Below are 26,794 nucleotides of genomic sequence, written 5' to 3'. Positions count from 1 at the left end.
CATCACAAGTTTCTTGCAGCGTCGGACCAGCCAGCGCGGCTATGGAACGACCTGCAGGGCTTCATTCCTTGGTGTGAAGGCCTCCTGGTCTCAGTCGGCATAGAAGGTGTTGAGCCGCTCAGCGAGCGCTCGGGCACCGGCGTTGTTCTGCCGACGCTCCAGGAAACGGGCGGCGAGCGCCACCAACTCGTTGCGCTTCGGGACCCTCAGTTTTCTCATGGTCTGGGTAATGAGACGATCGACGGTTCTCTCTGCGAGGTGTAGTCGTTCTGCGATTTGACTGCGGTTCAGTCCCTCGCCGAGCAGCTCGAAGATGACGCGCTCCCGGGTTGTCAGGGCGGCGAGATCCTGATCTCGCCTTCGCAGCCTCTCCAGCGCCGAGCTTCGCAGCGCGGGGTGCAGAAGTGATCCCCCTCGAGCCAGAACCCGGATCGCCTTGAGAATGTCTTCGCCTCGTGTGTCCTTGGTCAGAAACCCGGCAGCGCCCGCCGAAAGTGCGGCGATCATGGCTTCGTCGTCGGCGTACGACGTCAGCATCATGCACGCCGGTGGTGACTTCACGTTCGTCTGGACGAACCTGCAGACGCTGATCCCGTCTTCGTCGGGGAGTCGGATGTCGAGGATCGCCACGTCCGGCTTCGACACAGGGATCCGTGCTTTCGCCTCGGCTGCAGTGGAGGCCTCTCCGGTTACGAGCATGTCCGGCTGGCTTTCCACCAGGGTGCGCAGCCCGGTCCTGACGAGTTCGTGGTCATCCAGCAGGAAGACCTTCAAGACGCCGAGCTGAAGCTTCGCCCATGTGGGGATGGTCGGCCCGAAGGAGCCAACAATCGGCTGGACGTCGGACGGATCTACGTTGACGATCTGGCGATCTTGTGCCCTGCGTACCGCCTGGAAGGTGTCGGAGGCTGGTGGTTCGCTCGGTGGCGCCTGGGCCGCGGCGGTGTCGTAGATGGCCTGGTCGCGACGCATGGCCTGCCAGCGATGTTCCCACTCCGACGGCTCGCCGCCGCAGGCGGCGACGAAGGCCTTCACAACTGGCCAGGCCGGCACCGCGATACCAGCGGCGGCCTGGGAGAGGACCGTGATCGAGTAATTGGCTCGCCGTGCCAGAGTCCGGTAGGTGGGCGTGCCGGCGGAGCGGCGCAGCGCGCGGAGTTCTGCAGCGAACTCCGCGACCGGGCCGCGGGTCATGTCGAGAGGTTTCTCGGCACGAGGCATAAGGAGTCGTACCTGCGGTTCGGTGTGCTCGCGAAGGAGTTCGCGAGCACACCGAACTTTGCTCTAGGAGGGTATGAGGCCGCGTTGGCGCTGGGCCAGTCCGCGGCCGAGCCCTGCGGTCGTCGCAATCGCCACGGCTGCAGACACGGCGACGACGACGGGATGTCCTTGCAGGATGAGCATCTCCACGAAACATGCGATCAGGCCGAAGCTGACCAGCTTGAACGCATGGGCTGAACGAGGCCTCCAGACCGAACGGACAATCAACGAGGCGGATGCGGGCGCTCTCGGGCGCCCGCGGGAAGGCGGGACCATCGCATGCCTTTCTCAGTACCGGAATGGGCTGCGCGCAGGCAGACAAGACAGCGCCAGTAGGGAGTGAGCGCTCCCGACAGGCCTCGTCCACATCGCGTCACCCGTCATCGTCCTGCAGAACACCTGGCTGCACCAGAGAGCGATGTTTTGACTTCACTTCGACGTTGTTTGGTCAACTTCCACCGCGTTGTTTGCCCAAGAGCAGGACTTGCTACCTCTGTGCTGGCGAAGATCGTCGGGCGACATTGGTATACGGGCTGGGCCACTCTTACCGGAATGGGCACAGACCTCGGCGGGCTTGCTGTGAGCGCAGGAAGCCCGCCAATTTTGTTACGCCCCGTCGCCACCGAAGCTGCTTGTCGGATCCGGAGCAACGCTCGCGGAAGCGGCGGGTGCCCGGCGGCCGGCGAACCGCCAGCCAGGCCTCTTAGCCGTTCCCGGGGACCTGGACGTCTGCCAGGTTCTTGTCTGGGCGCCATCCCCGCCATGCGGTGTGGCGGAGGCGGTGTTCGCGGGGGGTGAACTGGCGGTAGACGACCTCGCCTACAAGTTTCGGCGTCACCCATTTCGCGTTCTTGGCGCGGTCCCGGGGCACCTCGTCGGCGAACGGGCTCGTCTTCCGGGTCAGCGGGGCGAGTTTCTCCTGGGCGTCGACGAGGGCTTGGTGGGTGAAGCCGGTGCCGACGTCGCCGATGTAGACGAGGTCGCCGGAGTCGGGGTCGTGGGCGCCGAGCAGCAGCGCGCCGATCATCCCGTCGCGGCGGCCCTGCCCGGCACGCCACCCGCACACCACGACCTCGAGGGTCTGGATCAACGGGTGCTTGATCCACTCCGGCGACCGGCGTCCCGGGACGTACTTCGACCGGATCGCCTTCACCAGCAGACCTTCGAGGCCACGCTGGCGCGCGACGTCGAGCAGGTCGTGCGGGGACATGCCGGTCGCCGAGAGATCGGCGTGGCTGTAGGACGGGGTGATCGCGATGAGGTTCTTGTCCGGCGGCTCGATCCCCTCCAGCACCTTCCGCCGCCAGCCGGTTTCCCCAGGTGAGCCGCGTTCCACCACGGGAACGGCGTAGGTCAGTTCCAGAAGTCGGGGTCCTTCCCCAGTACGCGTCGGAGCTGGTTGAGTGCGCGATGCTGTGCGACACGGATCTGGCCCGGTGACATGCCGAGGGCTTCTCCTGCCTCGTTCGCTGAGAAGCCGTGGATGACGCGGAGCACAAGGACATCGCGCTGTCTTGCCGAGAGGACGCTGAAGAGGCGGCCGAGCCTGCGGGAACGCTCGTCCGCGAGGGCGTTTCGCTCCGGCGCGTTGTCCTCGTCGCCGACGTCGGGCAGTTCGTCGACGGCTTCGGCCTGGTCACGGGCGTCCGCGCGACGGACGTCGGCGGCCTTGTGCGCTGCGATCCCGAAGACGTACGACATGAAGGTTCTGCCATCGCGGTACTGGCAGCGCGGCAGAGCGACCAGTACCGACATGAGGATTTCCTGGGCGAGGTCCTCCGCCGTGGCGATGGACGACGAGTCCACGCCGATCCGCGTGACGCAGTATTTGACGACCATCGGCCGGAGTATGACCAGCACCATGCCGATGGCGCCGCGGTCGCCGGAGATCGCGGCCGGCAGCAAGCCCTCCAGCGCGTCCGCGGTGAGTGTCGGTCCAGGGCGAGCGGGCATGTCCGTGGAGTCCGGTGCCGCCTCGGCGTCCGCGACGACCTTGTTCGCCGTCTCGTCGGAGACACGCCGTCGCAGCTGACGCGCGCCGGCGGTACCGAGCGAAGACTCCTCGATGAGGATGTCCACCTTGTGGTCGGTGGCCAGCACGACGTGGGCGAGTTCAGACATCGTCGGCTCCTCCTTCCTGGTGCATCCGTTGCTTGTGGCGCTGCCAGATCCCGCGCACGCTGTTGTCGCTCTCGCCGGGAAAGCCGTTCTCGCCGAGGACTTCGGCGATCTCGGCGTGGCTGTAGCCCTCGGCCTTGAGCTGGACGACGATGCGGGTCCGGTCGTCACGGATCCGCGCCAGCGCGCGGCGAACCTGATCGGCGCGCGCCGTCGCCGTGGCGGGATCCGCCGGCCGCGCGACAGTGTCGGCGACGACCTGCTCGCAGCGTCTTCGCTCGGCGGCGGCCGCGTACTGACCGATCCACTGGGTGTAGGCGTTGGGGAACTCGTAGGTGCAGGTCCCAATGAAGTAGGTGCTCAAGCTCGCGCCCCCCGCGTAGGTCCAGCCGCCGGCGCGCAGTGCCTTCTGCTTGAACGTCGTGAGCGCCTTGGTGACCAGGACGGCCGCGATGTCGGCGCGGTCTTCGTCCGTCCAGTTCTCCGGTGAGGGTGGCAACGCGAACTTCTTGCGGCCCTGGGCGCGGAAGAGACGGGCGCACTCCACGAAAATCTTGCCTGTGCGCATCCACACCACCATGACCGCGATTCCGTAGCGGGCGAGCTCGTTGGCGTAGCGGTCCCAGCCGATCCCGGAGAAGTCCTCGAGGGCGAGTTCGTCACGCAGGTCCAGGTCCCGTTTGCGGCGGGTCTCCGATTCCGCGGCCCGGCGCTCGGCCTCGTCCCGCGCGGCGGCCAGCAGGCCGGGATCGTCCTCCTCCGGCGGCGTCGGCGGTGGCGGGGCGGGCATACTCGTTCTAGTCGCTATTCCCGCGATTGCGTTGCACCTGAGTTTCGCTCGCTGGTCGTGACCAGCTGCGCCCTCGCGGTGCACGAACATGGGCCGCACCCTTCCCGGACTGGGGAGTGAACAACGACCCTCGCTTCTATATGGGCCTCTCCCGCCGAGCGCACGCCTCGGCGGGAACTTTTTCAGTGGCTTTTTCCGCAGCTCACGACGTGCGCAGGCCAGCCCGCCGCCATATAGAAGTCCTCGACGATATCCCGCGCCAGGCCCTCGCCGCCCCGGTCGCGGTGGTGAGGAAAGGACTCGAGGAGATGAGCGAGGTGACGACGGCCGCGATCGTGGTCGTGACGACGAGCGGGTGCGGCCTTCTCAGCCTGCTGGCCACCCTGGTGTTCCTCTGGAAGGTCTACAAGCGCGGCGGCCGCCAGGACCTCACCGCCGCGGCCAGCGCACTACGCCGTGCGCGTCCTCGACGAGTGTCCATGCCCGCAAACGGCCCATCCTCGTTGGTCGCTGGCTCCAGCCGGCGTCGGCGGAACGCCGGTGCTTCTCGCCGACCGGCTCGTACCAACTAATTTGGCTACGGCGGACCGCACGCGCCGCGCGGTCCGGCTGCTCATCCCCGTCACGGTGCTCCTGCTCGGCCTCCTGACCGCGCTGGTGTTTCTGGCCGTCCGGACACCGACGGTCGCACCGGTCGTGGTCATCGTCATCGTGCTGCCGTACCTGCTCGTGGTCAGCCGGGCCGTCCGGAACCGGAGACCGGAGAAGAAGGTCGACGACCAGACCTGACGGCCAGAGAGGCCCGGCAGCCGGTGCGCTGCCGGGCCTCTCTGGCCACCCTTTACGCAGCGACATGATCGTTTTCCGAACACCTCGTCGACCCGAATCACCGTGGTCACCGGAGCCCGGGAAAGATCTTGCGATCGGCGTGTGAGGTTTCCGGTCGTGCCCGCGTTATGGGTTATGCGGGTTGGCAGGTCCTTCCCGTGCTTGTGCCCCTGTGAGGGGAGCAAGGCAGTTCCGGAGAGATGGGAGCCGGTACATGGACCGGGCCCCAGCACGCCGAGGCGCATCCATTGGGTCGCGACGGCGGGTCGGCAGGGCAGCCCCGCATGGGGTGCGCCCAGAGCGGGCGGACGGTTCCTTCGACCGTGACGCCGAGGAGAAGCTTTTCGAGAAGTTCGTCCGGGGAACCAGGGGTCCGCTTCGCCGCTACGCGGTCCGGCTGACCGATGGGGACCAGAACCTCGCCGACGATCTGGTGCAGGAGACGTACCTGCGCTTATGGCGGGCCTGGCCGGACAAGAGCGAGGTCATCGTCTCGGTGCACGCTTACGCGTTCAGGACGCTGGACAACTGTGCGAAGAACTACTGGCGGACCAAGGGGAACTGGCCGGTGGCCAGGGAATCCGACATCCGCGCCGAGACGGAGTTCATCGCCGAGGAACACGCCATCGTCAACCGGATGGCCCTGCGGGAGGCGGTCGCGGCGTTGCCGGACCCCATCCAGTCGGTCATCCGGCTCAACGTGATCGAGGCCAGGCCAATGGCCGAGGTCGCCGAGATGCTCGACCTGGCGGAAGGCACCTGCCGCAACTACAAGACAGCGGGCATGCGGCTGCTGCGTCCTCTCATGACTCCCGACTAAATGAGCACATCGAAAACCTAAATAGCACACCCTGAAATTCGTACCTGAATAATTCCGAAATTAATATCCAAATAATAGAGAAAACCCATCCGCGAAAAGGTACACAACACTAAGGAGTGGCAATGGGCGTTGATCAGCGCGGACGCGCCGACGACCTTGCCCGTCACACCGAGGTGGCCCCGGAGGAATCGGTCGCGCGCATCATGAACGCGGTGCGTGCGACCGATCCCCTCGGTCCACACCACTCGGACGCCTTGGGCTTCCCCGCTGAGAACGGAGAGGCCCGGCCAATCGATGACGGCAGCACCACCATCGCCGTCGGGGACAACAACACCCTGCTGTTGCTCGATCAACTGGAGTTCCACACCCATCGCGCCGAGCTGGGCGAGGCGGCTTCGGCCCGGCGTGTGGCGGAGCTTCTCGAACTGATGAACCGGAAGGAAGACGCGATCGACTGGTGGCACCGGGCGGCGAGGCTCGGTGACTCCGCGGCGGCCGCGTACGTGAAGTACATCCTCGCCTGAAGCATCGAACCGGAGTTGTAAGTGGAGGGAGCTGCGACGGGGAGTAGCAGCGCAGCGCCGGTTCACACCCCTCACAGACAGCACAAAGACAACCAACCACAGCCCAGATGAAGAGTGCCCGATGGAGAAATCAATGAGCCTTGTACACGCATTTCGCGCCTGTCGAAAAGCCCTTTACACACCTCAACGCTGCTGACCTGAGGAAAGCGCCCACGCGGCGCCCGGCCGCCGCCCTAGCTATTGACCGCTGGGGACAGCGACCGAAACCCACATGATCAGGAAACAGCCCCGAACCTGGGAAGCGGTTCGGGGCTGTTCCCGTTTCCAGGGCACATGACGTTCCCGCGGCTGCCGGTGTTCCTTCAAGCGAAGAACCCAAACCGAGCGCCGCCAGGAGGAACAACCTCATGCCCAAGCAAACGACACCGCCGCCTCTGTTCGACCTGCGTGGCGCGGTACTTCTGCTGCTGGCCTTCGTTATCGGCGTCGTCGTCGGCACGCTCACCTTCTTCGCGGGCCACAACGTCCCCGCCGCCATCCTGGCCGGGCTCACCGCGGCCAGCTGCGCGCTCGTCCTACTCAACCGCGAACTGCCTTGACCACGTCCTCGCGGGGCGAGTTCGTCACGCAGGCACGCCGGGCCGCACGCCTGCTCGACCTTGTCGGCGCGGACACATGCTCCGCCGCTACGACCAGGGCTACCGCGCGAGCCTGAGTCGACATTCGCCGCGGTGCACGAAGAGCTGCCCACCGACATCGACGAGACGGTGCGGGTCTGCTCGACGAGCGCCTGGCCTGCTTGACGTTACGGCGTTCGGGTGGCGTGGTGAAGGCACGCGTTGGTGCTCCCCGCAGGGGATTCAGCCGGGCGGGATCATTCGATCTCGACTTGATGATCTGAAGGGGGAGCGATGCCGAAGCCGACGCTAACGGTGCAGAACGCCGCGATCGCCACGGCGAGTGTGGAGATCAAGACTCTGACGGTCTCCGGAAAGCAGGTCACGCTCGCGGTGTTCCGGCAGCTGCTCGAGCAGCCTCTCGTTCTGGACGACGGCACGCTGGCTGGCCAGCCCTGGGGCGTCGTCAACTACCACCCCGACAAGTGCGGGAATGCCGCTGAACACTGGCACATCGTCTGGCAGGACGGCAGCGACTTGCGCCGCAGCCTGGTGCAGATCAAGCCTTCCTTCGATCGCTTCCGACCCGACGAGGCGGACGACTTCACCGCGTCCTGTATCTACGACTTCTTGTCCACCGGTAACACGCCGTATTTCGAGGGCAAGCCGCCCGTGCAGAAGTTGATGGTGGCCGGTTGGGAGGGGATCCCGGTAACGACAGGTCATGACTTCTCTGCCTACATAGCCTTGCCGGACCAGGGCCGTGCTGTCGTTCGCGCCGGCGAGAAGCTCGCGCAGGCCGAGAGCCTGTACGGCGGCTCAACCTCGGAGTTTGGTGCCAACCAGGTGAGCGAGGCGAAAGCGAGGCACGAAGCGGCCATGTCCGTCTTCGCCGAAGAGATCGCGAAACTGGGCGCGACCACCGACGAGCTGTACACGCGCTACCGCGCCGCGGTTGAGCACGAGCATCAACGTCGGCTTCAGCACATTGCTGTTCGGGACGAACTGGCTCAACTGCCGCAGTTGTTCATTGCTGTCTGATTCGGCGCTGCGGCAGATCTTCCCTCGTTCGGGGCCTGTGCCGACATCGACGTCGTGACCAACACTGGAGGTCCAGCAGCGTTCGAGGGAGGTTGATCCGGATGGCGAACCGCGAGGGCTGACAGGCCACGACACGAAAAGGGGGCTGCGCGGCGGATGTTCGCCGCGCAGCCCCCTTTCTCGTCGTGCAGGCGGTTCAGCGGTGGTAGCCGGCGTACCGCTCCATCGTCACGGCGACCTTGTACGGCTGCCAGTCCGCCCGGTCGAGCAGGGTCCCGACCTGGTGCTCCTCGCCGGGGGCGCCGTCGGTTTGCACGATGGCTTTCCAGTCGTGGCTGTCGGATCGCCAGTGCAGGCCGAGCATGCGGGTGGCCGGGTCGATCAGCCGCAGGGTGAGGACCAGGACGTCACCGTCGCGCTCGGCCAGAACCCGGGCTCCGGCACCTGGGGCGAGGACGCGCAGCCGCTCGTAGGCGGCGCGGATCTGGTGTCCCCGGTGCTCCAGCGTCTGCAGCGTGGTCGGGATCTCGTAGTTGTGGAAGTCGTTGCAGACCCGGCAGTCGTCGCTGTTGTCGTGTTGCGACCCGGTCGGCGCGGGCCGGTTCGCCAGCCACGGTGTGACGTCCGCGCGCCCGGTCCCGATCGCCAGTTCGCCGTCGTAGTTGGGGAAGAGTTCGTCGGCAATGCGGACGTCGTCGTAGATCCATTCGCCGTCGTCGGCTAGCTCGGGTTCCGGCCGGACGACGGTGTCCTCGGCGTGGGACCAGGCCCGCCAGCAGCCGGTGACGGGGTCCACGATGATCACGTCGTACGCGGTCGGGTCGAAGGAATCGCGCGGGGTGTGGACCGGCTCCGGAGTTGGCGTGGGCGCCGGGGCGGCGGGTGTCCAGCCGGGGTAGGTGGTGTAGCAGGTTAGGGCCCGCTCCAGCGCGGGCGAGACGTCCCACGACTCGTCCGGCGCGACGGCGTCGAGGTCGTAGTCGGCCGGCGGCCGCCAGTCCGGCCGCTCGGACCGGACAGGATGGTCGATGGCCTTGCAGAACGCGGTGGCGACGTCGTAGGGCTCGGCCAGGTGCCCGACCGGCAGGTCGATGACGCCGTCGGCGGTCTCGCCGCGTGGGAACGACAGGTAGTACCAGCCCTGGTCCTCGCGCCAGGCCAGCTGCACGTTGTGGTCGGACAGCGGTGTGGACAGGTCGACCGCGCCGTCGCGGGGTTCGTTCCCGGCGGCGAAGGCCTCCTTCACGCCGATCCCGGCCCGCTCCAGCTCGTGGGCGACCGCGGCCATGTATGGCTCGCAGGCCTCGTGCCAGGTCACCCCGGCCGCGGCGAGGATCGTCTCGACCTCGTCGTTGCGCTGCCCGACCTCGCTGCGTTCCAGCTCGACGACGACCGGATCGGAGGTCGGCTCGACCGGCCACTCGGCGCCCGGGGCGCGGCGCCAGCCGTGGACGTCGGCGAGCTCGTCGACCCGCGTCCCGAACCGTTCGGCACCGTAGACCCACTCGGCGAAGGGCTTTTCGGTGCGCGGGTCGTCGACGACGATCTCCCACCGGCGCGGCGAGACCGTCCCGTCGGAGTTCGCGGTCACGGTGACCAGAGCGCGCACGCGGTCGGCGGGACGCTCGGGGCCAGCGCTGACCGCGCGCAGCGCTTCGGTGTATTTGACGCCGTGCTTGGCGGCGTAGGCGCGGGCGGCGCGCTTGAGTTCGTTGCTGGGCATGGTGATCGCTCGTTTCCTGCGGCGGTGATCCCACGCATCTCGCCGCGGACGTCGATCGGCCACGAAAACCACGAGGTGCGGCACGGTAGCTCTGCTACTTGTCCTCGGTCACCGGGTCCCGGCGTGGGCGGGGATTCGGCTCGGAGAGAGGCCAGCGTGCGGCGGCCCCTGAAGCACTGGGTCACTGTAGCGCCACGCACCGACAGTTCCGCGAGACTCCATACGGGTGGATTCTCAACGTATCAGTTGGGAAACCATGAACCCAATGGATACGTTGAGAACATGAGTGAGCCGAAACCCATCACGACGTCATGGCGCGACACACTGGCGCGCTACGACTCCGGCAACGCCTTGCGCGGGAGGGATCCCGAGGACGTCTCGGCGTTCGACGCGCTGTCCGGGCTGCTGTTCGCCGCACACGGCGACTGGGACGAGATGCAGCGCGAGCGGGGCATGCCGACCTCGGATCAGGTGCCGGTCGAGGACGTGCTGGCCGGGCTGCTGCTGACCCCGAAACTGCGCGAGCGGATCGACGACATCGAGCGCGGGCTGCTGGAAGCCGCCCGGGACCGAGGCATGTCGTGGCCGATGCTGGCCGAGCAGCTGCTGGGCGGGGGCAGCGAGCAGGCGATGCAGCAGCGGTACCGGCGCCTGGGCGGCAAGCGCAGCTGGCGTGGGACCGCACGGACCAGCCGGGCTGCCGAGCTGAAACGGCTCCGCGAGGCCTTGACCGCCGCCAACGCCGCGCATGCCAGCACCGCGGACTGGATCCGCGCGAAGGTTGCCTTCCGCGAGGTCCTGAGCGACGTGCTGGCTGGGGACGCGCTCTCCGTCGACGAGGCCCGTGCCGCCACCGGCGCTTTCGACTACACGATCTTTCTGGCCCGCGACACCGACCGCTCAGCCCTGAAGCTGGAAAGCAGCACCGACGACGGTGTGACGACGCTGCTCGCGATGGAGAACTGGCTCACCGAGATCTGGGTGAACCCACCCCAGCCTCATACTCTTCGCGAACAGGATCGCCACCTGGCCACCCCTCATCCGCTGCGCACCTGGCACGAACTCGACGCCGCGCAGCGCGATCAGTACCGCGCCCTCGCCGAGCAGCAACTGCGCCTTCCTCCCCCGCCAGCTCGGCCGCGCTGGTATGAGACTGACTGGCCAACGTGGTTTCGGCTGCTGGCCGAGGGCACCATCACCGCCGTCCCGGAGCAGGACTCGCCCGGCTACTGGGCCCTGCACACCTCCGATGCCGACGTCCCCGGGATCTACCTCGGCTCCGAGATGGACGAGTCCCTCGCCGAGCTCGCCGCGGCCGGCCTGACCATCCTCGACCACGCCGGTGCGCCGCTCACCGTCTTCGACTGGACGACCGCGCGCCGCAACATGTCCTGACCCGGTCCCGACTTCGATCGCGTCCCCGAAAACAGATTCTTGATCAGCTGGAGGAACCCGTGACTGACCACATGGAACTCGACGTCGACGGCTGGGTGGAGAAGACCTTCCCCTTCGACGGCCCGCACTCCCCGGAGTCGGTGATCAACGCCGCGGCCGCGAGCCGGGAACTGACCCGCTACCTGGCCAACGCCACCCGATACGACCACACCGTGGCGTGGGCGGCGATCGCCCGCCGGATCCTCAACCACACCTCGTCCACCGCGGCGATGCAGACCGAGGTCCTCGACCACCTCGCCGAGGCGATGGACCGCCAGGCGGGCGACGCCACGCTGTATCACGAGGCCACCCCGTATGCGGAGCGCGCGGGCAAGCTCGACCAGCGCGCCGTGACCACCGTCCGGGACGCCGCCGTCCGAATCCGCGAGGCCAGGCACGCCGTCGCGCAGGCCCAGATCGCGCTCGACCGCGCAGTGCAGATCATCTACCCGCTCGGCAACGACTGATCCGGAGACCCGCGATGTCCGACGACGAAGCCGGGCCGACGGTGATGACCGCCGGGCAGCTCCGTGAACTGCTGGCCGACATCCCGCCGGACCTGCCGATCGGTGTGCTCACCCCGAACGGCGACACGTGCGTGGTCACCAGCGCCGCGTTCGGCACGGTGGACTGGGGCCGCGGCGCCGGTCCGCAGACCGAGAACCGCTACCTGCTGCTGGACACCGCGACAGCGGCCCGGATCGACCCCATCGACGTCATCGACGCCTCCGAAATCATCTGATCGCGAAGGACGAGCACATGTGGGACGCCCGATACGGCGATGCCGTCCTGGCCGAGGGCCTGGACGCCCTCCCCATCGACGCGAAGACCGCGGCTATCGACCTGTCCGCCACTAGCGTGGGTCCCGTGACGGATGGATCCGAGGACCGGCGATGAGCGACGACGTGCTTGCAGTGGTGGGGTGGCTGACGTTGACCCTGCAGGCCGGGTCGGGGGATCGAGCTCCGCTGGGGGCCGCCGATCAGGTCGCGGTAACCATGCTCGCCCCGGAACTGCACGATCAGTTCCGGAAGCACCGCACGAAGGGCTGGGACGGGCCGCTGGTGCAAGTGTTGTGGCGGGGCGGGCCGCTGGCCGGCACGGTCGCCGACAAGCTCGCCGCGGCCGCCGATCCGCCGTGGCCGGTGACGATCCAGCCACGCCCGGACACCGACACTCATTCCGACGTCGTGGTCGGCCCGGTCTTGGTGATGCTGTACGCCGTGGACGCCGACCCGGATGACACGGCGGTGACCGTGTCGGCGCGGCGGCCGCTGCGGTGGGAGGACCCGCTGATGCGCGACGGCGCCACCCGCGCGGTCACGGTGCGTCAACCGGATCCCGCCCCGGGCACCATCGCCGCGGCGGTCCTGCACCATCCGATCGCGCAGTGGCCACCGCGGGGACGGCTGGTGGCCGAGCCCCAGCACGAGATGCCCAGCTGGGTCGGGGCGGAACGCGACATCGCGTTCACCAACGCCCTGCTGGACGCGCAGATCCGGCTGAACACCGCCGAGCCGGGCACCACCGTCGACGACGCCCGGCGGATCGCCGACAGCGACGTCGCCCGGGCGGGCAAGAACGGCGGCGCGTCCGCGGTCCTGCTGCCCGACCAGCGCGTGTACGTGCAGATCATCACCTCGCCGCTCGCGGCCGGTGTCGAAGTCATCGCCGAACTCGAGGACTCCGCTCCCCCGCCGTCGACGGGCAAGACCCCGGACGAGTTCCTCAACGCCTCCATCGTCCAGCTCCAGCTCAAGACCTGGCCGGGCCGTGCCTGGACCTACCTGCCCACCGCCCTGATGGACGTCCTGACCACCTTCGACGGCCCGCCCCCGGACCGGATCGTCCTCCGGCCGTTGACCCCGCTGTTCGACGGCGCCGACGCCGTCTACCGGCTCGCGATCACTGAAACCCCGCCCAAGATCCCGCTGGACATGCAGCGCCACTTCCGCCCCGGGCCAGGCTCCTTCGGCGATGTCCCCTTGAACCCCCCGACGTGGCCAACGCGCGCTGTATGGCCCGTGCCGCCACCGCGACCCGGTCGTCGACCACCGCGATCACCGACAACCTCGCGACCGGCCGATCCCACCGATGAACCCGGAAATGCGCCTCCACACCGTCCATTGTGGTCACCTCGAAGGCCGGTTCCTCTATAGAAGGCCTAACAGGTGTCAGGTGCTCGCGCCTGAACGTGGAGATCACAGGAGTCCGAGGTCGTGGAGACGGATCGTGATCGCGGCGAGGCCGCCAGCGCCGGTTGCGGTGCCCCAGATCAGTTTGAGGACACGGAAGGCGTCGGCGCGGTGCTGTTTGTCCGGCCGGGACAGCGCGACGTGGGCGGCGTAACCGACCAGCACAGCGATGAAAACGGCGTAGCCGCCGAGAAACCAGGGCCACATGGCGTCAGGAATCCCTTCAGCCTGCCGCGCGGGTATCCGCGGGCCTCGCCGCCCCCGAACGGGCAGAAGACGAGGCCAGCGTCCTGGTCCAGGTCAGACCGTGTCGATGCCGCTCGTCGTCCGCTCGTCGGCACGTCCACGGGCCTCTTTTGCTGCTGTATCGCGGGTGTATTGGCCCGGCTGACGCTTTTTCCGTGGCGTGTTGCCGCCTGGCGTCCCGACAGGTTCGGTCGTCGTCCGAACCTGGAACGACGCCACGATCAGGCCTTATCGTCATGTGCAGTCCTTCCCCTACAGGGAGTTTTGTAGACCGCAGCCGGACAAGCTGCCAGGCCGAATTCGGCTGCGGTGACGGAGCGGCTCCACGGTGAAGGGCGACGCCGCCGATCGACTGCGTACGCGTCGATCGACAGCACCCGGACGGTGACGTTCGAGCGTCCCGAACCGGACGGGCGGCCTCCCCGCGCATGGGGAGGCCGCCCGATCTTCGTTCTTCACACCAGGGTGGCCTTGGCTCACTTTATGGCCCTGAGCTGCTGCGGGAGCACCCCTCACGGCCGTCATAGCGGCAAACAGCGCTAGTTTCACGTTATGCGGTCCGGCGACTTATGCCCGACCGATCAGAGCGGGGCAATCCTGCTTCGAAGGGTTGCTATTTCCGTGGTACGACAGCTCCGACGTACTCCATCTGAACTGCGAGAACACCGACGTACCTGCTCGGCGGTCCGCCGCCGTGCTGACCACTCGTCGCGCAGAAAATATCTACCGGTCAGGCGTGGACACGACCGGACGAGCGGCGACGTACCTTCGCCGTGGCAGTGGTCTCGATGCAGGTGGGACACCAGCGGCAACCAGTACCGGGGTCCCACGCCTCGGCGGCGTCCCGTCTGCGTCCTGGTATTGGCCTGTTTTTGTCCTGGAATCACGGGCCGGGCGCGCCGATCATGGAAAGCATGACCACGATCTCGACGACGGAGCCCTACACGGTGTCGGCGTCCGCGCCGGGCGCCTGGTCCTGCCGCCTGCAGGTGCCCTTGGACAGCTTCGACGCGGTGTGCGGCGCACTGGAAACCGCCGCGCGGCTGCGATCCCTGCCGATCACGGCCGCCGTCCGGGGCGGCGACGGCGACGTCGCCGAACTCACGCTCGTGCGGGATCCGAGCGTGCTGTTCGGGACGCCCGAGATCCACCTCTACGAGGAGCTGGTGGACCTGTTCACCACAGGGATCGGCTGGCGCCGCTACCCGCCGGCACCGGCACCGGCGATCACGATCCCGCTCGGCCTGCGCCGCGGCTACGACAAGAACGCGCTGGTGTACCCGGCCGATGAGACCCGCCGTCGGCTCGTCGACGACGTCCCCGGCGTCCGGGCCTGGCCTGTTCGGTTGTGCTCGGTGCGGATCCTGCACGACGGCGAACCGCAGTGGCACCGCGAGTCCGGCCTGCTCGTCCACTCCGACGACGCCACCCTGCTCCCCCGCCTCGCCCAGTTCGCCGCCGCGCTCGGCCAGGACCGCTTCGTCGTCACCAGCGCGGGCGCGGGCGCGACCACCGCCTACCGACGCCGGGCCCCCGCCGACGGCTAGACCGTGTGCCCGTCGACGGCCAGCATGTCCGAGCACCGTCTCGGCTCCCCGAGGGTCATGTCGGGAAGCTGCTGGGCGGCCCAGAACGCTCGCGCCGTCACGGTGTCGTCGATCGTGGTCGTCGACCACCGGTAGCCGCGGCCCCGGACCAGCGCCGCGGCCAGAAGAACGGTGCCGATCCCCCGCCGTAGATATTCAGTGTCGACCCGGATTTGCTCGACCACCCCCACGCGGCAGGGACCACACATCTGCACGTCGAGGTCCGCGATGGTGGTGCCCCACAGCTGCAGCATGATCTGGCCGACGCCGCCGCGCACGAGCGGCGGCCGCGCGGCCAACCACAGCGCGGCCGACGTCGTCGGCGCCTCGTCCCGGAACCGAAGGTCGACTTCCAGCCAGCTCCACCGCGGCAACCGCAAGGTGAAGCACAGTTCGCAGGCCCCGGTCGGCAGGTACAGCTCATGGTCGTAGCTGCTGCTCCGTCCGGCGATCTCGAGGTCGTGCCCGTTGAGACACCGCCTATGCCGCACCGCGGGCCGCACGACGTTGTCGCTGTTCGCGAAGGGGTTGTGCGGCGACAGAGCGGATATGACCGCAGTATGCGCCACGTCGAACACAGGTTCGACCCGTGGGTTGTCCGGTGCCGAACAGCTTCTGGCCGGACGGCTGCTCGCCGCTGCCGGGTCTCCTGAGGTTTCCTGCCGCTATTGGAAACAGGAAACCCCTGATCAGGACGAGTTTTTTCAGCGAACGTAGATCGCGGAAGACCTGCTCACCCTCACGTTCAAGGAGCACTCCATGACGATCACCGTGATTCCCGGCATCACCCTCGACGAAGAGCTCTTCGGCGCGGCCACCGAAGGCCTTGCCCGCCACGCGCCGCACCTGCCAGCGCTCACCCGGGAGGAGTTCATCGATCCGACCCGGTGGTGGCTGGTGCCGGGCCCCGACGATGACGACACCGGCGTTCCGCTCGGCTACAAGGCCGAGTTCGTCGTGACCCAGACGCTGGATCTCACGGTGAAAATCAACATCTGGTTCCGGCCGGACCTGCGCCGCGGGGAGACCTCGCGGCCGCACACACACCCGTGGGAGGTCATGGAGGCCTATCCCGTGCTCGGCGAGTACGAGGACGAACACTGGCACCGGACCGTGTCCGGCCTGCTGATGCAGAAAGGCAGCGTGGTCAACGGCATCGGCTCGGTGAACAGGATCTTCGCCCGCGACTACCACGAGGTCACCGCCATCGCCGATCCCGGCCGGACGGTGTCGGTGATGGTCTGCGGCCGCTGGCTTCACGACGAGGAGAACAAGGGGATCTGGGGTCACCTGGACCTGGCGACCGGCTGCCACGTCGCGGTGCAACGCGACCCCGTCGAGCAGGAACGGTTCCGGGCCCGGATGTACCGGATCAACCCGCAGCACACCGCCGCAGCCTGAGGATTCGCCCGCACGGCCGCTGGTTCCCGCCGGCGGGGCCTGCGACCGTGGAGATCATGGCCGTGTCCGAGTCCGAGGAACCGCCGACGCTGTTCGCGCTCCCGTTCACGCGCGACACGCGGGAGCCGCTGGGGCCGTTCCGTCGTCGGCTGACTCACCACCGGCCCGCCGAAATCGCCGATCCGGAGACACCCGAGGCGTGGGCGGCCGCGCACGCCGGTGCCCGCGGCCGCGCCCCATCCGGCACGATCCACCTGGTCACCGGCGACTGGCTCCCCGTCTGCGGAGCCGGACTGAACGGCTGGGACCCACAGAGCCTTCAGCCCACCGACGACGAGGTCACCTGCGCCCGATGCGGCGGCATCGAGCAACGCCGCCGTCCCGATGCCCAGCTCGCCCTCTTCTGACTTTGTCCGAGATGATCTGTCAACACGGTCATGATCCAATGCGCGTTCCGTATGTCACCGGCCGCTGAGCGGCACGTTCACAGAGTTTGAGGACCGCTACCGAACAGTTTCTAACCCCAGCGCTGCCTTCTCGTGTGTAGCCGGGCGATCGCTCCCTCCGGGGTGAGTAGAACTACTCGTTGTTACGTGAATCACCTCTCCGTAGTGTCGCCGAGTGAACATGTTCGATCACTCAGTGGAGGTGTTCGGTGACAGGTTTTGCGGTGGAGATCGCGACGCTCAGGAAGACCGGGAAGGCAGCGTCCCACGCCGCTGGTGAGGTCCGCGCCGTGCACACCGTGAATCAGCTACCTACGGGGGACGCCGGGATCCCTGGCGCGGCGGCGGTGGCGAAACTGGCGGCCGTACGGGAGGCGTGGGAAGGGCGGGAAGCTGAGTTCGCCCGGACGCTGAACTCGCACGCCGACAACATTGCCCGCGCCGCGGTGAAGTACACCCAGAACGAGCAGAAGGCCGAAGCAGATCTGCACGGCATCGGAATGGCCCCGCCCGTCGAGAAGATCCCGACCCCGAAAGGGCTGATCCCGTGACGCTGACCTGGGGCAACCTCGAAGCGTGGATGTCGGGGCCACTGACGAACGCGGTCGGGGGCATGAACATCGCTTACAACAAGCTGATTGCGGTCGGCGACGACCTTCGTGACATGAACGCCCCCCGGGGATGGACCGGCGAGGCTGCCGACGCGGCAAACGCGCGAGTGAACACGATCATCGATCAGATGCAGGAACACGCCGCTGAGGTCGCCGCGGTGAACCGGATCCTCGGTGATACCGGGAACGCGATCATCGGCATCCAGCACGCCATCGCCGAAGCCCAGCACCTGGCGGCCAAGCACTTCTTCACCATCACCCCCGCCGGCGAGATCATCGACGCCGGGCTTCCCGTGAACCATGTGCGCGACGCCGCTGACATGACGGCCGTGATGCATGAACGCCGAGTGGCGCAGACCGAGCTGCGCTGCCGTGTCGACGAAACGGTGCGGGTGGCCACGGCGATCGATGACGGCCTGTGCTCGGTACTGGACCGGGTCCTCTCCGGCAAGGTCGTCGACCCCGGCACGTACGCCAACGACGACAACATCGTGCTCGCCTCCGCCGCGACCGCCAGCAGTACCAGCTCCGGCCTGCCGCTGCTGCCGCCGCCGCACATCGCCAGCAACAACCCGAACTGGGCCACGATCAATGCCGCCTACTGGGACACCCTCACCTACAGCGAACGCCTCAACCTCATCTCCCAGCGGCCCGACCTCGTCGGCCGCCGCGACGGATTCCCTGCCTGGGCCCGCGATGACGCCAACCGCCTCAACCTCACCCGTCACCGCCACGACCTGCTGCTCGAGCAGGCCACACTCACCCAGGCACTGCAGAACAACCCGCTCTACGGTCCTGACGGGCAGCTGCGCCCGGACGTAGCCAGGTCACACGAGGGCAAAGTGCTCATCAACCAGCAAGGTCGGCTCGCCGAGGTGGGCAGGGAACTCGCGACCGTGGACGACATCCAGCGGCGGCTGGACCGCAATCCCGCCACTCCCGGCGAGTACTACCTGCTGGAGTTCGACCTGGACAACAAGCAAGGGCACGTCGTGCTCGCTCGCGGTAACCCCGACACCGCCGCCAACGTCGCCACGTACGTCCCGGGCACCACCACCAACATCGAAACCGTCGGGGCGGATTTCGGCCGCTCGGACGAGATGTTCGACGCGGCCAATCGGGCTGGCTCCCCCTCGACGTCGGTGATCACCTGGCTCGGCTACGACGCACCGCAGAGCCTTGTCCACGACGCACCGTCCATGAAGTTCGCTGTCGACGCCAGCGGGACGCTGCAGCAATTCCAGCATGGTCTGGAACTCAGCCACAACCCGAACACCAACCTGCACACCACTGTCCTCGGGCACAGCTACGGCAGCACCGTCGTCGGCCACACCGCCGCCCTCACGCCCGAGGCACCACTGGCCGATGAGGTGGTGTTCGTGGCCAGCCCTGGAGCGGGAGCCGAGCACGCCAGCGCCTTCGGCATCCCCGTCACCGACGTCCACGCCACCGTCAGTGACGGCGATCCCATCACCGTCCTCGGCCCTCTGAATGACTTCGCACTCAGCGGCCTGGGCGAGGTACCCACCGAATCCCACTTCGGCGCACAAACCTTCGAAGCAGGGTGGTACAACCCCATCAGCGCCCACGGCAGCTACTGGGATCCGGGCAACCCCGCACTCGACCACATGGGAAGGATCATCAGCGGACGCTGAGCACGACGCACCTTTTCCAGCTCCACGAGGAAACAGTCCGAAAGAACAGGTGTCGGCCCGGTTCCCCGGGCCGACACCTGACACACCCACCCGCCCGGCGGGCTGCCGGGCGAACGGATCATGCCCGGCTACCCGCTGGACAGTTCGCACCGGACGGGATGAACGGTCGTCGTCTGGCGGGCCCACCCGTTCGGACGCAGATACCGCCCTGGCCTGCCTCGTACCGTCGATCACACGAGGGATCGGGACTGTGTCACACGGTGACCGCGAGGAGGGATCGACGGTGCTGGTGCAGGTTCAGCGCGGCACCGGCGCCACGGCGCACGGCTTGTCCGGCGCGGAGGAGCGGGTCGTGACCCTGCTGTCGTCCTGGACGGGCGAGTACCACCTGCCCGGTCTGGCGCTGGTGAACGTGAACGTGCCGGAGAAGACGGCGGTCCGGCAGGTCGACGGGCTGATCTTCACCCCGGCCGGGCTGATCGTCCTCGAGGTGAAGGGCTTCGTCCGCTCACAGCCGGGCGTCCTGACCGTTCCGCCGAACGGGGCGTGGACCGTCGACGGCGAACCGGCCGCCGTGCACACCCTCACCGGGCTCACCCCGGGCGATCAGGTCAAGGCCGGCGTGTATGCGGCGAAGGCGGCGCTGGCCGGGATCGACGGCGCGAAGGACTCCTTCGTCACCGGCCTGGTCGTGCTCGTCCCCCAGGGACGCGGTCTCCAGCTCGGGGACACCGGCCGGGCCGGGCTCGGCATCCACGTCACCCTGGCCACCCAGAAAGACCTGCGGCGCGTGATCCGCAGGGTCACCAACCGGGGCGGTACCTGGACCGCCGACACGGTGTTGGCCGCCTGCCGCGTCCTGGCGCTGGGCCACCTCGCTCCGGAGCGCGCCGAGCTGCTCGCCGAAGGCTTCCTCGATCAGCCACCCGCGCCGATACCGCCGACGGTGCCACCGCCGCGCACCAGCAGCCCGCCACCGGCCCCGAGCCGCTCCCGGGCCAGCACTCCGGCCAGGACCGCCTCGACCTCGACGAACACGTGGTCGCGCTCCCCTGGCCTGCCGGCGAAGCCGCCGCCGGACTTCGTCTTCGACCCGATCACCCCGCCGACGCCAGCGGCTCCGCAGCCGCGGCCCGCCGTGCCACCTCGGCCGCCCGCACGCCCGGCGGCGAGGCCTGCGCCCTTCCCATCCGAACGCCCGGAGAGAAGACGTCGACGGATCCCCTGGGGACTGATGATCGCGCTCACCCTGATCTGCACAATCGGGATCACCGCCGCGATCCTCGTCAACCAGATGTTCGCCGGACGCTGAGCTTCCACTCGCTTGTTCAGCGTGCCGATCTTGTCGGTGGTAACGGGTACCGTGCGCCGATGAACGCTCCACGCCCCTTCCAGCGGCTCGATGACCGACTCGCCGGGAAACCACTCGACGATGTGCTGCTGGCCGGTGTTCCCGACCATCTGGTAACTCCGTTGCGGGACTGGATCAGCGAAGCACTACAGGGCAACCCTGACGTCAGCAGAAGACTTTCCAAAGCGGTGGTGATCTCGCTGGGATGGCCCCGCCACGCGAATACGACCTACAACGGCTTGCTTTACAACGCGCCGCGCGAAGAACTGTTGGTCGTGATCGATGCGATCTTGCAACTGACGGCCGAGCACCCCGGCGTGGTCGAGTGGGACGACGTCACCGACCTGGATCAGTACCTGCGCTATGGACGGTCTGCATACAAGGTCGCCGACAACATGCTCGGGTTGACCTCCAGGGTCGATCCTACGATGGAAGGCAGCTTCAAGGAGGCCGTGCAGGCGGCAGAGCCAACGGCGTCGAAGCTGCTGCAGCAGGCCTGGTATCACACGTACCGGCCAGATCCTGATCCCACGACGGCGTACCGGGAAGCGATCCGCGCGGTCGAACAGGTCGCGTGCCCGCTCGTGCTTCCCAGCACCGACAAGGCGACCCTGGGAACCGTCATCGCGCATCTTCGCCAAGCCACCACGAAGTGGGAGACGGTGCTGATCGGCGCGAACGCGACACCGGGCGGCCCGGAGCCGGTCATGGAACTGATGGCGCGGCTGTGGACCGGGCAGGTGTCCCGTCACGGCGGGAGCAAGAACTCCCGCGATCAGGACCAGGCCGAAGCCGAGGCCGCGGTGCACGCGGCTGTTCTTCTGGTCCAGTGGCTGAGTACAGGAACGCTGCGTAGGAAGTCCTAAGTCCGCCGCATCGCCGCAGCCGATCTCACTTTCCTTTTCTGGCAAGGGAGTCTGGGTAACCGCCGGAGTCCCCACAGCGGTGTGAGCTGCGGAAAGCCTGGTCACAGGGGGATCCAGCTAAGTGGATCCCGGAGAACGAGGCTGATCGGCAGGGTCAGCGGTACCCGGAGCGGAAGCGGTCCTCGACGTCGCCTGGCCCCATGGACCTGCGGCTGAGCCGGTACTGGCATACCGCCGGACGAATCGTGATACCTGAGGTCGACGAAGTATCACCGCCGATCCGATGTGCTACTTACCTTCGACAGCGCTGGGGCTACCGGCCCATGCCCATGCCGTGGCCGCGGTCTTGGCCGTAGCGGTGCGGGTCGTAGCGCTCGTCCTGGCGTGCGGCGCGTCGTTGCGCGGCCGCAAGCGCGCGTTCGGCCTGCAGGCCGCGTTCGGTGCTGCGGTAGTTGTCTTCGGCGGCGTGCTGGTTCTCGGGCATGCGGGTGCGGAGGTCGGCTTCGTCGCGGAGTTCGCCGAGGGTGGTGCCGGCGTTGTCGACGATGTGGCTGGCCCGGTCGGTTTGGCGGTGGAGGTCGTCGACGTCGCGCTGGTCGGCGGCCTGGGCGGTCTGACGGTCCCGGTCGTGGTTGTCGACGGCGAGACGGGCTTCGGCGCGGGCGCGGTGAAGGCTGCCGGGGTCGTCGTCGCGCTGGCTGAGGGCGTTCATGCGGGCGCGGAGATCAGAGGCGACGGCGTCGGCCTGGGTGGCGGCTTCGCGCAGGTCTGCGGCTTCCTCGGTCAGCCGGCCGCGCAGGCCGGGGTGACGGAGCGCGTCCCAGCGGGTGAGCTGGTCGGCTTTCCGCGCGCGGTCGTCGGCGTTCGCGGTCGCGACGCGGGCTTCGGTCGCGGCTTTCTGGTGTTCGCGGGCGAGGCCGTCGTACTGGGTGGCCAGGTCGGCGCGGGCGGTCAGGGCGGTGACGCGGGCGTCGAGGTCCCGCACCCGCGGCCCGGCGCCGGCGGCGACCTGGGGTTCGAGGTCGGCGAGACGGCGGGTGAGGATCTGGCGGGCCTGGGTGGCCTTCTCGATGCGGCGTTGTTCGCGGGCGATCGCCGCGGCGATCTCGTCACCGGAGAGGACGCTGTGCGGTCGCTCGCTCCAGGCGGCTTCCCACTCCCGCTCTTGCTGCTGCCGCTGCTCGTGCTCGGCGCGGATCCGTGCGACGAGCTCGGGATGGGCGGCGTCGAACTCTTCCCGCTGCGCCAGCAATTCCTGCACCCGCTCGGTGTCTCCGGCGATGCGGGCGCCGGTCAGTTCGATCTGCAGGTGGGTGTGGCGGAGCCGCAGGGCCAGCTCGGCTCCGCGGGTCATGGCGGGTTCGGCGACGTCGGTGTGCTCGGTGGGGTAGCTGGTCTCGTGTTCGGCGCGCCAGCTGTCCATCCGCTCCCACATGGCCTCGACCGGTTCCTCGTTCTGGCCGGGATCGGTCTGTTCGGTGGCGGCCAGGAGGTGACCGTCGACGTCGACGGGGTCGTCGACGAGCGGGGTGTGCTCGGTGGCGGCGAGGTGGCGGGCGACCCAGGCGCGTGCGGTGTCGGCGGTGGTGTGCGGGAGCAGTTCGGGGTCGTCGTCGGGGACGCCGAAGCGTTCGCGGTAGGCGGCGACCTGCCCAGCGCGGTGGATCCAGGTGTCGCGGTCGAGGGCGTCGAGCGGGACGGGTCCGAGGTGCGCGGCCCAGGCCGGGCCCGCCTCGGCGGCCTGTTCGCCGAGGCGGCGAACACGGTCGGCGAGCTCGCGGGCCTTCTCGGCCAGCCACTCCTGCAGGTCGGCGAGCTCGCGGGGCGCGGCCGGGTCGACCGGTGGGGGCTCGGGGATCCAGCCGGGCAGCAGCACCGGTCGCTCCCCCGCCGCATCGGCGCCGTCCGCCGGGGCGGGGAGGTCGGGTTCGAGGCGGTGGTGCAGGACCTGCGCGATCGAGTGGGCCGGGTCGGCCGGGTCGTCGAACGGACGCTGGGCGGCGCGGCGGGCGAGGACGTCGACGGGGTCGGCGCCGGTGTCACGCACCTGGTGCAGGACGTCGGCGAGCGCGGGCCAGGCCGGGTCGAGCAGGATCTCGTCGGCGTACGCCGGCAGCGCCTGGTGCACCCAGGTTTCGGCGTCGACGAACGCGTCGGGTCCGCGGTGGACGTCGAGAGCGTGCAGGTAGATGGGGACGGCGACGTCGAGCCGGAACGGTTCCTCCAGCGCGTTCCGCAGGTGTTCGGTGGCCGAGAGTTCGGCGCCTTCGCGGCGCAGGATGGCAGTCATCGCCGCGGCGGCCGGGTCGGTGTTGCGGTGCCGGTAGAACAGTTCGCCTGGCAGGGTTCCGGGTTCGCCGTGGTCGAGGATGGTGTCGGTGTCGAGGTAGGCGTGGTTCTCCTCGGTGCCGCGGGAGAGGGCGACGAGCGCGGCTTCGCGGACGGCGATCGGGGTCAGGTAGCCGCGGGAGACGTCGACGGTGAGGCCTTGGGAGCGGTGCACCGTGGCGGCGTAGCCGAGCTCCACCTGGGTGGCGACATACGGGGCGGGGAGGGTGATCTCGCCGCGGTGGCGGAGGTGCCGGACGGTGAGGGAGCCGTCGTCGTGGCGGGCGGTGACGTCCCACAGGTCGCCGTTCTTCACGTAGTCGGTGGGCCCGAGGGCAAGGCGGCGCTGGTTGTCACGGGTGACGATCCGGTCCCCGACCCCGGCGGTCATCCCGTCGCGCAGCCGCACCCCGCCGGGTTCGACCTCGCCTGTGCCGCGGCGATCGGTCTGCGCCCGCCCGGACAGTTCGCGGACGACGTCGGTCGAGTCCGACATCATGATCGACGCCCGCCCGAGGGTGGTGTCGGTGTTCCAGTCGGCGTAGAGCTGGTCCAGCACGGCGGTCCGGGTGCCGCCGTGCAGGCGGCCGCGGCCGCTGTAGAAGCCGACCGCCGCCTTGTCGCCGACGCGCAGTTGCAGCACCGCGGTGGCTTCGGCCGGGTCGCGGAAGCGGTGCAGGCGGGTCAGTTCGGTGCCGCCGTGGTCGTGGTGGATCAGCCGCAGGGCGCCGCCGGCCTCGACGGCGGCGAGCTGGCGGTAGTCGCCGACCAGGCGGACGACGGCTCCGCGTTCGGCGGCGATCGCGCGCACGGCGTCGAGGGTGCGGGTGCCGCCCATCCCGGCCTCGTCGACCAGCACCATGTCCCCGGCGCGCAGGTCGATCTCGCGGCCGTGAGCGTGCAGGGTGACCAGCCGGTGCATGGTGTCGGCCTGGACGCCGAGCTCGGCGCCGAGGACCTGGGCCGCGGCGGCCGAGGGAGCGAGGCCGATGATCCGGCCGCCGGTGGTCTGCCAGGCCGTGCGGACCGCGCGCATCGCCGTCGACTTCCCCGCCCCCGGCGGGCCGATCCCGACCGCCAGCGCTTTTCCGCAGGTGACGAACTGTTCCACCAGCTGCCGCTGCCCGGGATCCAGCGCCCGCCCGGTCCTGGCCTCGTGCGCCGCGATCGCCGCGTGCACGTCCCGGGCCGCGACGACCGGGCCGGCCGTGGTGCGGGCCGCGTCGAGGAGGCGCTGTTCGGCGTCGAGGATCTCGGTGCTGGTGTAGCGGGTCGCGCCGTGCCGCTGGTAGATCGACTCGCCGTCGGCGCGCTGCAGCAGCGTCGGCGGCGGCGGGGTGAGGGCGACCGACAGCTCGATGGATTCGGTGCCCAGCGCCGTGGCGACGACCTCTTCGGTGACCCGCTCGCGGTCGGCGGCCGAGGCGAAACGATGGGGTTTGAGCTGGCGGATCGCCTCGGACCGCACGTGATACACCGACCAGGTCGACCGGTGCCGCGAGACGACGTCGACCACCGTCGCCGCCACCTGCCCGACCTCGACCGGCTCGGCGGCCGCGGCCGCGCGGCCCATCGTCGCGGCGAGCACCAGGTCGAGGTTCCGGCCGGGCAGCATGCCTTCGGCCGCCGCCCGCCAGGCATCGCGCTGCTCGCCCAGGGTCGTTCCGGCGGTGGCCTTCTCCGGCCGGTCCTCCAGCGTGGCCTGCTGCGCGAGGCGCATCTGCACGCTGCGCGACGGCGTGTGCCCGTAGGCCCGCACGTACTCGCCGATGAGGCGCTCGTAGTTGGTCTCGACCTGGTTGCGACGGCTGGAGAACCCGGTGATCAGCTCGTCCGGGACACCGGCGATCTCCCGCACCGGCCGCTTCCCGTCGGGCTTCGGCACGTTATGCCAGGCGACGCCCAGCCGCTCGGTCAGGCCGTGCTCCACAGCGGCGTTGTAGGTCTCCGACATCGACACCGCGACCCGGAACAGCTGCCGCGAATCGATCGTCCGCCATTTCCCGTCGGCGCCGAGCACGCGGTTCGAGACCACAACGTGGGTGTGGAGGTTCGGGTCGCCGCAGCGGGAATCGCGGTGCTGGAACGCGACCGCGACGAAGCCGTTCGTGTCGATCTGCCCGACCCCGCCAGCGCCGATGCGGGTGAACGCGGCCTCGCGTTCGCCGTAGGCGAGCGCCGTCCTCCACGCCTGCTCGTGAACTTCCTCGATGGCCTGCGCGACGTCCGGTTTCCCCAGGCCCCATAACACCGACGCGGATTTCGGCGGGGTGAAGACGAGATCGAAACCGGTGACGGGCTGATCGGCCTTGCCGAGCTCGTCGACGAGGAAGCGCCGCACCACCGCCGGTTCCGGCGGCGTACCGCCCGGCCCGGCCAGCATCTCCGCGGCGATCTTCTCCTTGATCTCCCGGCGCTCGACCACGCTCGGACGGCGGTCATGGAGGACCGCGAACCGGTCGTAGCCTTCCTGCACGGCGACCCCGAGCGGGCTCTTGTCGCCTTTCGGCGGCGCGAACCGCCGGCCCAGCCGGGCCCGGTCGATCGCCTTCGCGTACGGCATCCCGGCGTCGATCCAGCGGGCGACCATCGCGTCCGCGTCCGGGTGAAGGCCCTCGCCGAACAGGGCACGCATGTGCTCCTCGGTGACCTGGCCGGACATGCCCAGGTCCGCGATCCCCGACCCGGCCCACAGGCCCGGCGGGGTGCCCGAGGCCAGGTAGTAGTCCGCCAGCGACTGCCCAGGCTCGCGCTCCATGTCGAACGAAGCGACCTGGTCGGTCAGGTACGTGTAGCCGTCCCCCGCGTGCAGGACGTGACACGTCATCGTCATCCGGGTCCCCCAACCCTCGCGGGGCCTCCCTACCCCTCAAGATCCACCGTACGCCCCGTCCCTGACCAGCGTATTTGCATCCGCACACTTTAGTGCCAGAGGTGTGGTGTGTCGCAAAGGG

24 protein-coding genes are annotated in these 26,794 nt (G+C 68.7%); 16 read left to right on the top strand and 8 right to left on the bottom strand.

The window, feature by feature from the left end; all coding sequences use genetic code 11:
* Positions 1-90 precede the first annotated feature (90 nt).
* From CVV72_RS41180 to CVV72_RS41165, 4 genes are all read right to left on the bottom strand, one after another.
* Positions 91-1,194, bottom strand: coding sequence for a response regulator (locus CVV72_RS41180; RefSeq protein ID WP_219154545.1), 1,104 nt, complete (start codon positions 1,192-1,194; stop codon positions 91-93).
* Between the two features lie 769 nt (positions 1,195-1,963).
* Entirely contained in the window at positions 1,964-2,599 is a 636-nt protein-coding gene (locus CVV72_RS41175; RefSeq protein ID WP_255632829.1) for a hypothetical protein, read from the bottom strand.
* Positions 2,600-2,613: 14 nt separating this feature from the next.
* Positions 2,614-3,381: an RNA polymerase sigma factor ShbA gene (shbA, locus tag CVV72_RS41170; protein WP_255632828.1), complete on the bottom strand. Its 768-nt coding sequence runs from the start codon at positions 3,379-3,381 to the stop codon at positions 2,614-2,616.
* The gene (locus CVV72_RS41165) at positions 3,374-4,168 is read right to left on the bottom strand and encodes an RNA polymerase sigma factor (protein WP_219154543.1); all 795 of its coding nucleotides are present in this window, start codon (positions 4,166-4,168) and stop codon (positions 3,374-3,376) included. The genes shbA and CVV72_RS41165 overlap by 8 nt, the downstream gene beginning before the upstream one ends.
* A gap of 573 nt (positions 4,169-4,741) precedes the next feature.
* On the opposite strand from CVV72_RS41165, the gene CVV72_RS41160 reads away from it, so the two are divergent.
* The 5 genes from CVV72_RS41160 (at position 4,742) to CVV72_RS41140 (ending at position 7,998) form a co-directional block, all read left to right on the top strand.
* The gene (locus CVV72_RS41160; RefSeq protein ID WP_219154541.1) at positions 4,742-4,957 is read left to right on the top strand and encodes a hypothetical protein; all 216 of its coding nucleotides are present in this window, start codon (positions 4,742-4,744) and stop codon (positions 4,955-4,957) included.
* A gap of 328 nt (positions 4,958-5,285) precedes the next feature.
* The gene (locus CVV72_RS41155; protein WP_219154539.1) at positions 5,286-5,816 is read left to right on the top strand and encodes an RNA polymerase sigma factor; all 531 of its coding nucleotides are present in this window, start codon (positions 5,286-5,288) and stop codon (positions 5,814-5,816) included.
* Between the two features lie 122 nt (positions 5,817-5,938).
* Complete coding sequence (locus CVV72_RS41150; protein WP_219154538.1) at positions 5,939-6,340, top strand: hypothetical protein; 402 nt, start codon at positions 5,939-5,941, stop codon at positions 6,338-6,340.
* A gap of 407 nt (positions 6,341-6,747) precedes the next feature.
* Positions 6,748-6,939 carry a hypothetical protein gene (locus tag CVV72_RS41145; protein WP_219154774.1) on the top strand — a complete coding sequence of 64 codons (192 nt, stop codon included), beginning with the start codon at positions 6,748-6,750 and terminating at the stop codon, positions 6,937-6,939.
* A gap of 312 nt (positions 6,940-7,251) precedes the next feature.
* Complete coding sequence (locus CVV72_RS41140; RefSeq protein WP_219154771.1) at positions 7,252-7,998, top strand: hypothetical protein; 747 nt, start codon at positions 7,252-7,254, stop codon at positions 7,996-7,998.
* 196 nt (positions 7,999-8,194) lie between these two features.
* On the opposite strand, the gene CVV72_RS41135 is transcribed toward CVV72_RS41140, so the two are convergent.
* Positions 8,195-9,721, bottom strand: coding sequence for a DUF6292 family protein (locus CVV72_RS41135; RefSeq protein ID WP_219154768.1), 1,527 nt, complete (start codon positions 9,719-9,721; stop codon positions 8,195-8,197).
* A gap of 282 nt (positions 9,722-10,003) precedes the next feature.
* Here CVV72_RS41135 and CVV72_RS41130 point away from each other — a divergent pair, with 282 nt between their 5' ends.
* The 4 genes from CVV72_RS41130 (at position 10,004) to CVV72_RS41115 (ending at position 13,314) form a co-directional block, all read left to right on the top strand.
* Positions 10,004-11,116 (top strand): hypothetical protein, encoded by a 1,113-nt coding sequence (locus CVV72_RS41130; RefSeq protein ID WP_219154765.1) that lies wholly within the window; start codon positions 10,004-10,006, stop codon positions 11,114-11,116.
* A 59-nt stretch (positions 11,117-11,175) separates the two neighbouring features.
* Positions 11,176-11,622, top strand: a complete 447-nt coding sequence (locus CVV72_RS41125) for a hypothetical protein (protein WP_219154763.1) — start codon at positions 11,176-11,178, stop codon at positions 11,620-11,622.
* Positions 11,623-11,636: 14 nt separating this feature from the next.
* A complete protein-coding gene (locus tag CVV72_RS41120) occupies positions 11,637-11,897 on the top strand; it encodes a hypothetical protein (protein ID WP_219154761.1) in 261 nt (86 codons plus the stop codon).
* Positions 11,898-12,048: 151 nt separating this feature from the next.
* Positions 12,049-13,314 carry a hypothetical protein gene (locus CVV72_RS41115; protein ID WP_219154760.1) on the top strand — a complete coding sequence of 422 codons (1,266 nt, stop codon included), beginning with the start codon at positions 12,049-12,051 and terminating at the stop codon, positions 13,312-13,314.
* Between the two features lie 42 nt (positions 13,315-13,356).
* Here the strand turns inward: CVV72_RS41115 and CVV72_RS41110 are convergent, their stop codons facing one another.
* Entirely contained in the window at positions 13,357-13,557 is a 201-nt protein-coding gene (locus CVV72_RS41110; protein ID WP_219154758.1) for a hypothetical protein, read from the bottom strand.
* Between the two features lie 953 nt (positions 13,558-14,510).
* On the opposite strand from CVV72_RS41110, the gene CVV72_RS41105 reads away from it, so the two are divergent.
* The gene (locus tag CVV72_RS41105) at positions 14,511-15,143 is read left to right on the top strand and encodes a hypothetical protein (protein ID WP_219154756.1); all 633 of its coding nucleotides are present in this window, start codon (positions 14,511-14,513) and stop codon (positions 15,141-15,143) included.
* Here the strand turns inward: CVV72_RS41105 and CVV72_RS41100 are convergent.
* Positions 15,140-15,751, bottom strand: coding sequence for a GNAT family N-acetyltransferase (locus CVV72_RS41100; protein ID WP_219154754.1), 612 nt, complete (start codon positions 15,749-15,751; stop codon positions 15,140-15,142). The two genes, CVV72_RS41105 and CVV72_RS41100, sit on opposite strands and share 4 nt — an antisense overlap.
* Before the next feature lie 190 nt (positions 15,752-15,941).
* Here CVV72_RS41100 and CVV72_RS41095 point away from each other — a divergent pair, with 190 nt between their 5' ends.
* The 6 genes from CVV72_RS41095 (at position 15,942) to CVV72_RS41070 (ending at position 21,512) form a co-directional block, all read left to right on the top strand.
* Positions 15,942-16,583, top strand: coding sequence for a hypothetical protein (locus CVV72_RS41095; protein WP_219154753.1), 642 nt, complete (start codon positions 15,942-15,944; stop codon positions 16,581-16,583).
* A gap of 56 nt (positions 16,584-16,639) precedes the next feature.
* Positions 16,640-16,990: a hypothetical protein gene (locus CVV72_RS41090; protein ID WP_219154750.1), complete on the top strand. Its 351-nt coding sequence runs from the start codon at positions 16,640-16,642 to the stop codon at positions 16,988-16,990.
* Between the two features lie 248 nt (positions 16,991-17,238).
* Positions 17,239-17,580: a hypothetical protein gene (locus CVV72_RS41085; RefSeq protein ID WP_219154747.1), complete on the top strand. Its 342-nt coding sequence runs from the start codon at positions 17,239-17,241 to the stop codon at positions 17,578-17,580.
* Positions 17,577-19,295 carry an alpha/beta hydrolase gene (locus tag CVV72_RS41080; protein WP_219154745.1) on the top strand — a complete coding sequence of 573 codons (1,719 nt, stop codon included), beginning with the start codon at positions 17,577-17,579 and terminating at the stop codon, positions 19,293-19,295. Before CVV72_RS41085 ends, CVV72_RS41080 begins: the two co-directional genes overlap by 4 nt.
* A gap of 283 nt (positions 19,296-19,578) precedes the next feature.
* Positions 19,579-20,607 carry a nuclease-related domain-containing protein gene (locus CVV72_RS41075; protein WP_219154744.1) on the top strand — a complete coding sequence of 343 codons (1,029 nt, stop codon included), beginning with the start codon at positions 19,579-19,581 and terminating at the stop codon, positions 20,605-20,607.
* A 59-nt stretch (positions 20,608-20,666) separates the two neighbouring features.
* Positions 20,667-21,512: a hypothetical protein gene (locus tag CVV72_RS41070; RefSeq protein ID WP_219154742.1), complete on the top strand. Its 846-nt coding sequence runs from the start codon at positions 20,667-20,669 to the stop codon at positions 21,510-21,512.
* Between the two features lie 313 nt (positions 21,513-21,825).
* Here CVV72_RS41070 and mobF read toward each other — a convergent pair whose 3' ends face one another.
* The gene (gene mobF, locus CVV72_RS41065; RefSeq protein WP_219154740.1) at positions 21,826-26,673 is read right to left on the bottom strand and encodes a MobF family relaxase; all 4,848 of its coding nucleotides are present in this window, start codon (positions 26,671-26,673) and stop codon (positions 21,826-21,828) included.
* Between the last annotated feature and the right edge of the window lie 121 nt (positions 26,674-26,794).

The organism is Amycolatopsis sp. TNS106 (assembly GCF_019330265.1).
Lineage (GTDB): Bacteria > Actinomycetota > Actinomycetes > Mycobacteriales > Pseudonocardiaceae > Amycolatopsis > Amycolatopsis lurida.
Note: the sequence above shows the minus strand (reverse complement) of the source record. Positions and strands in the feature narration are given on the sequence as shown.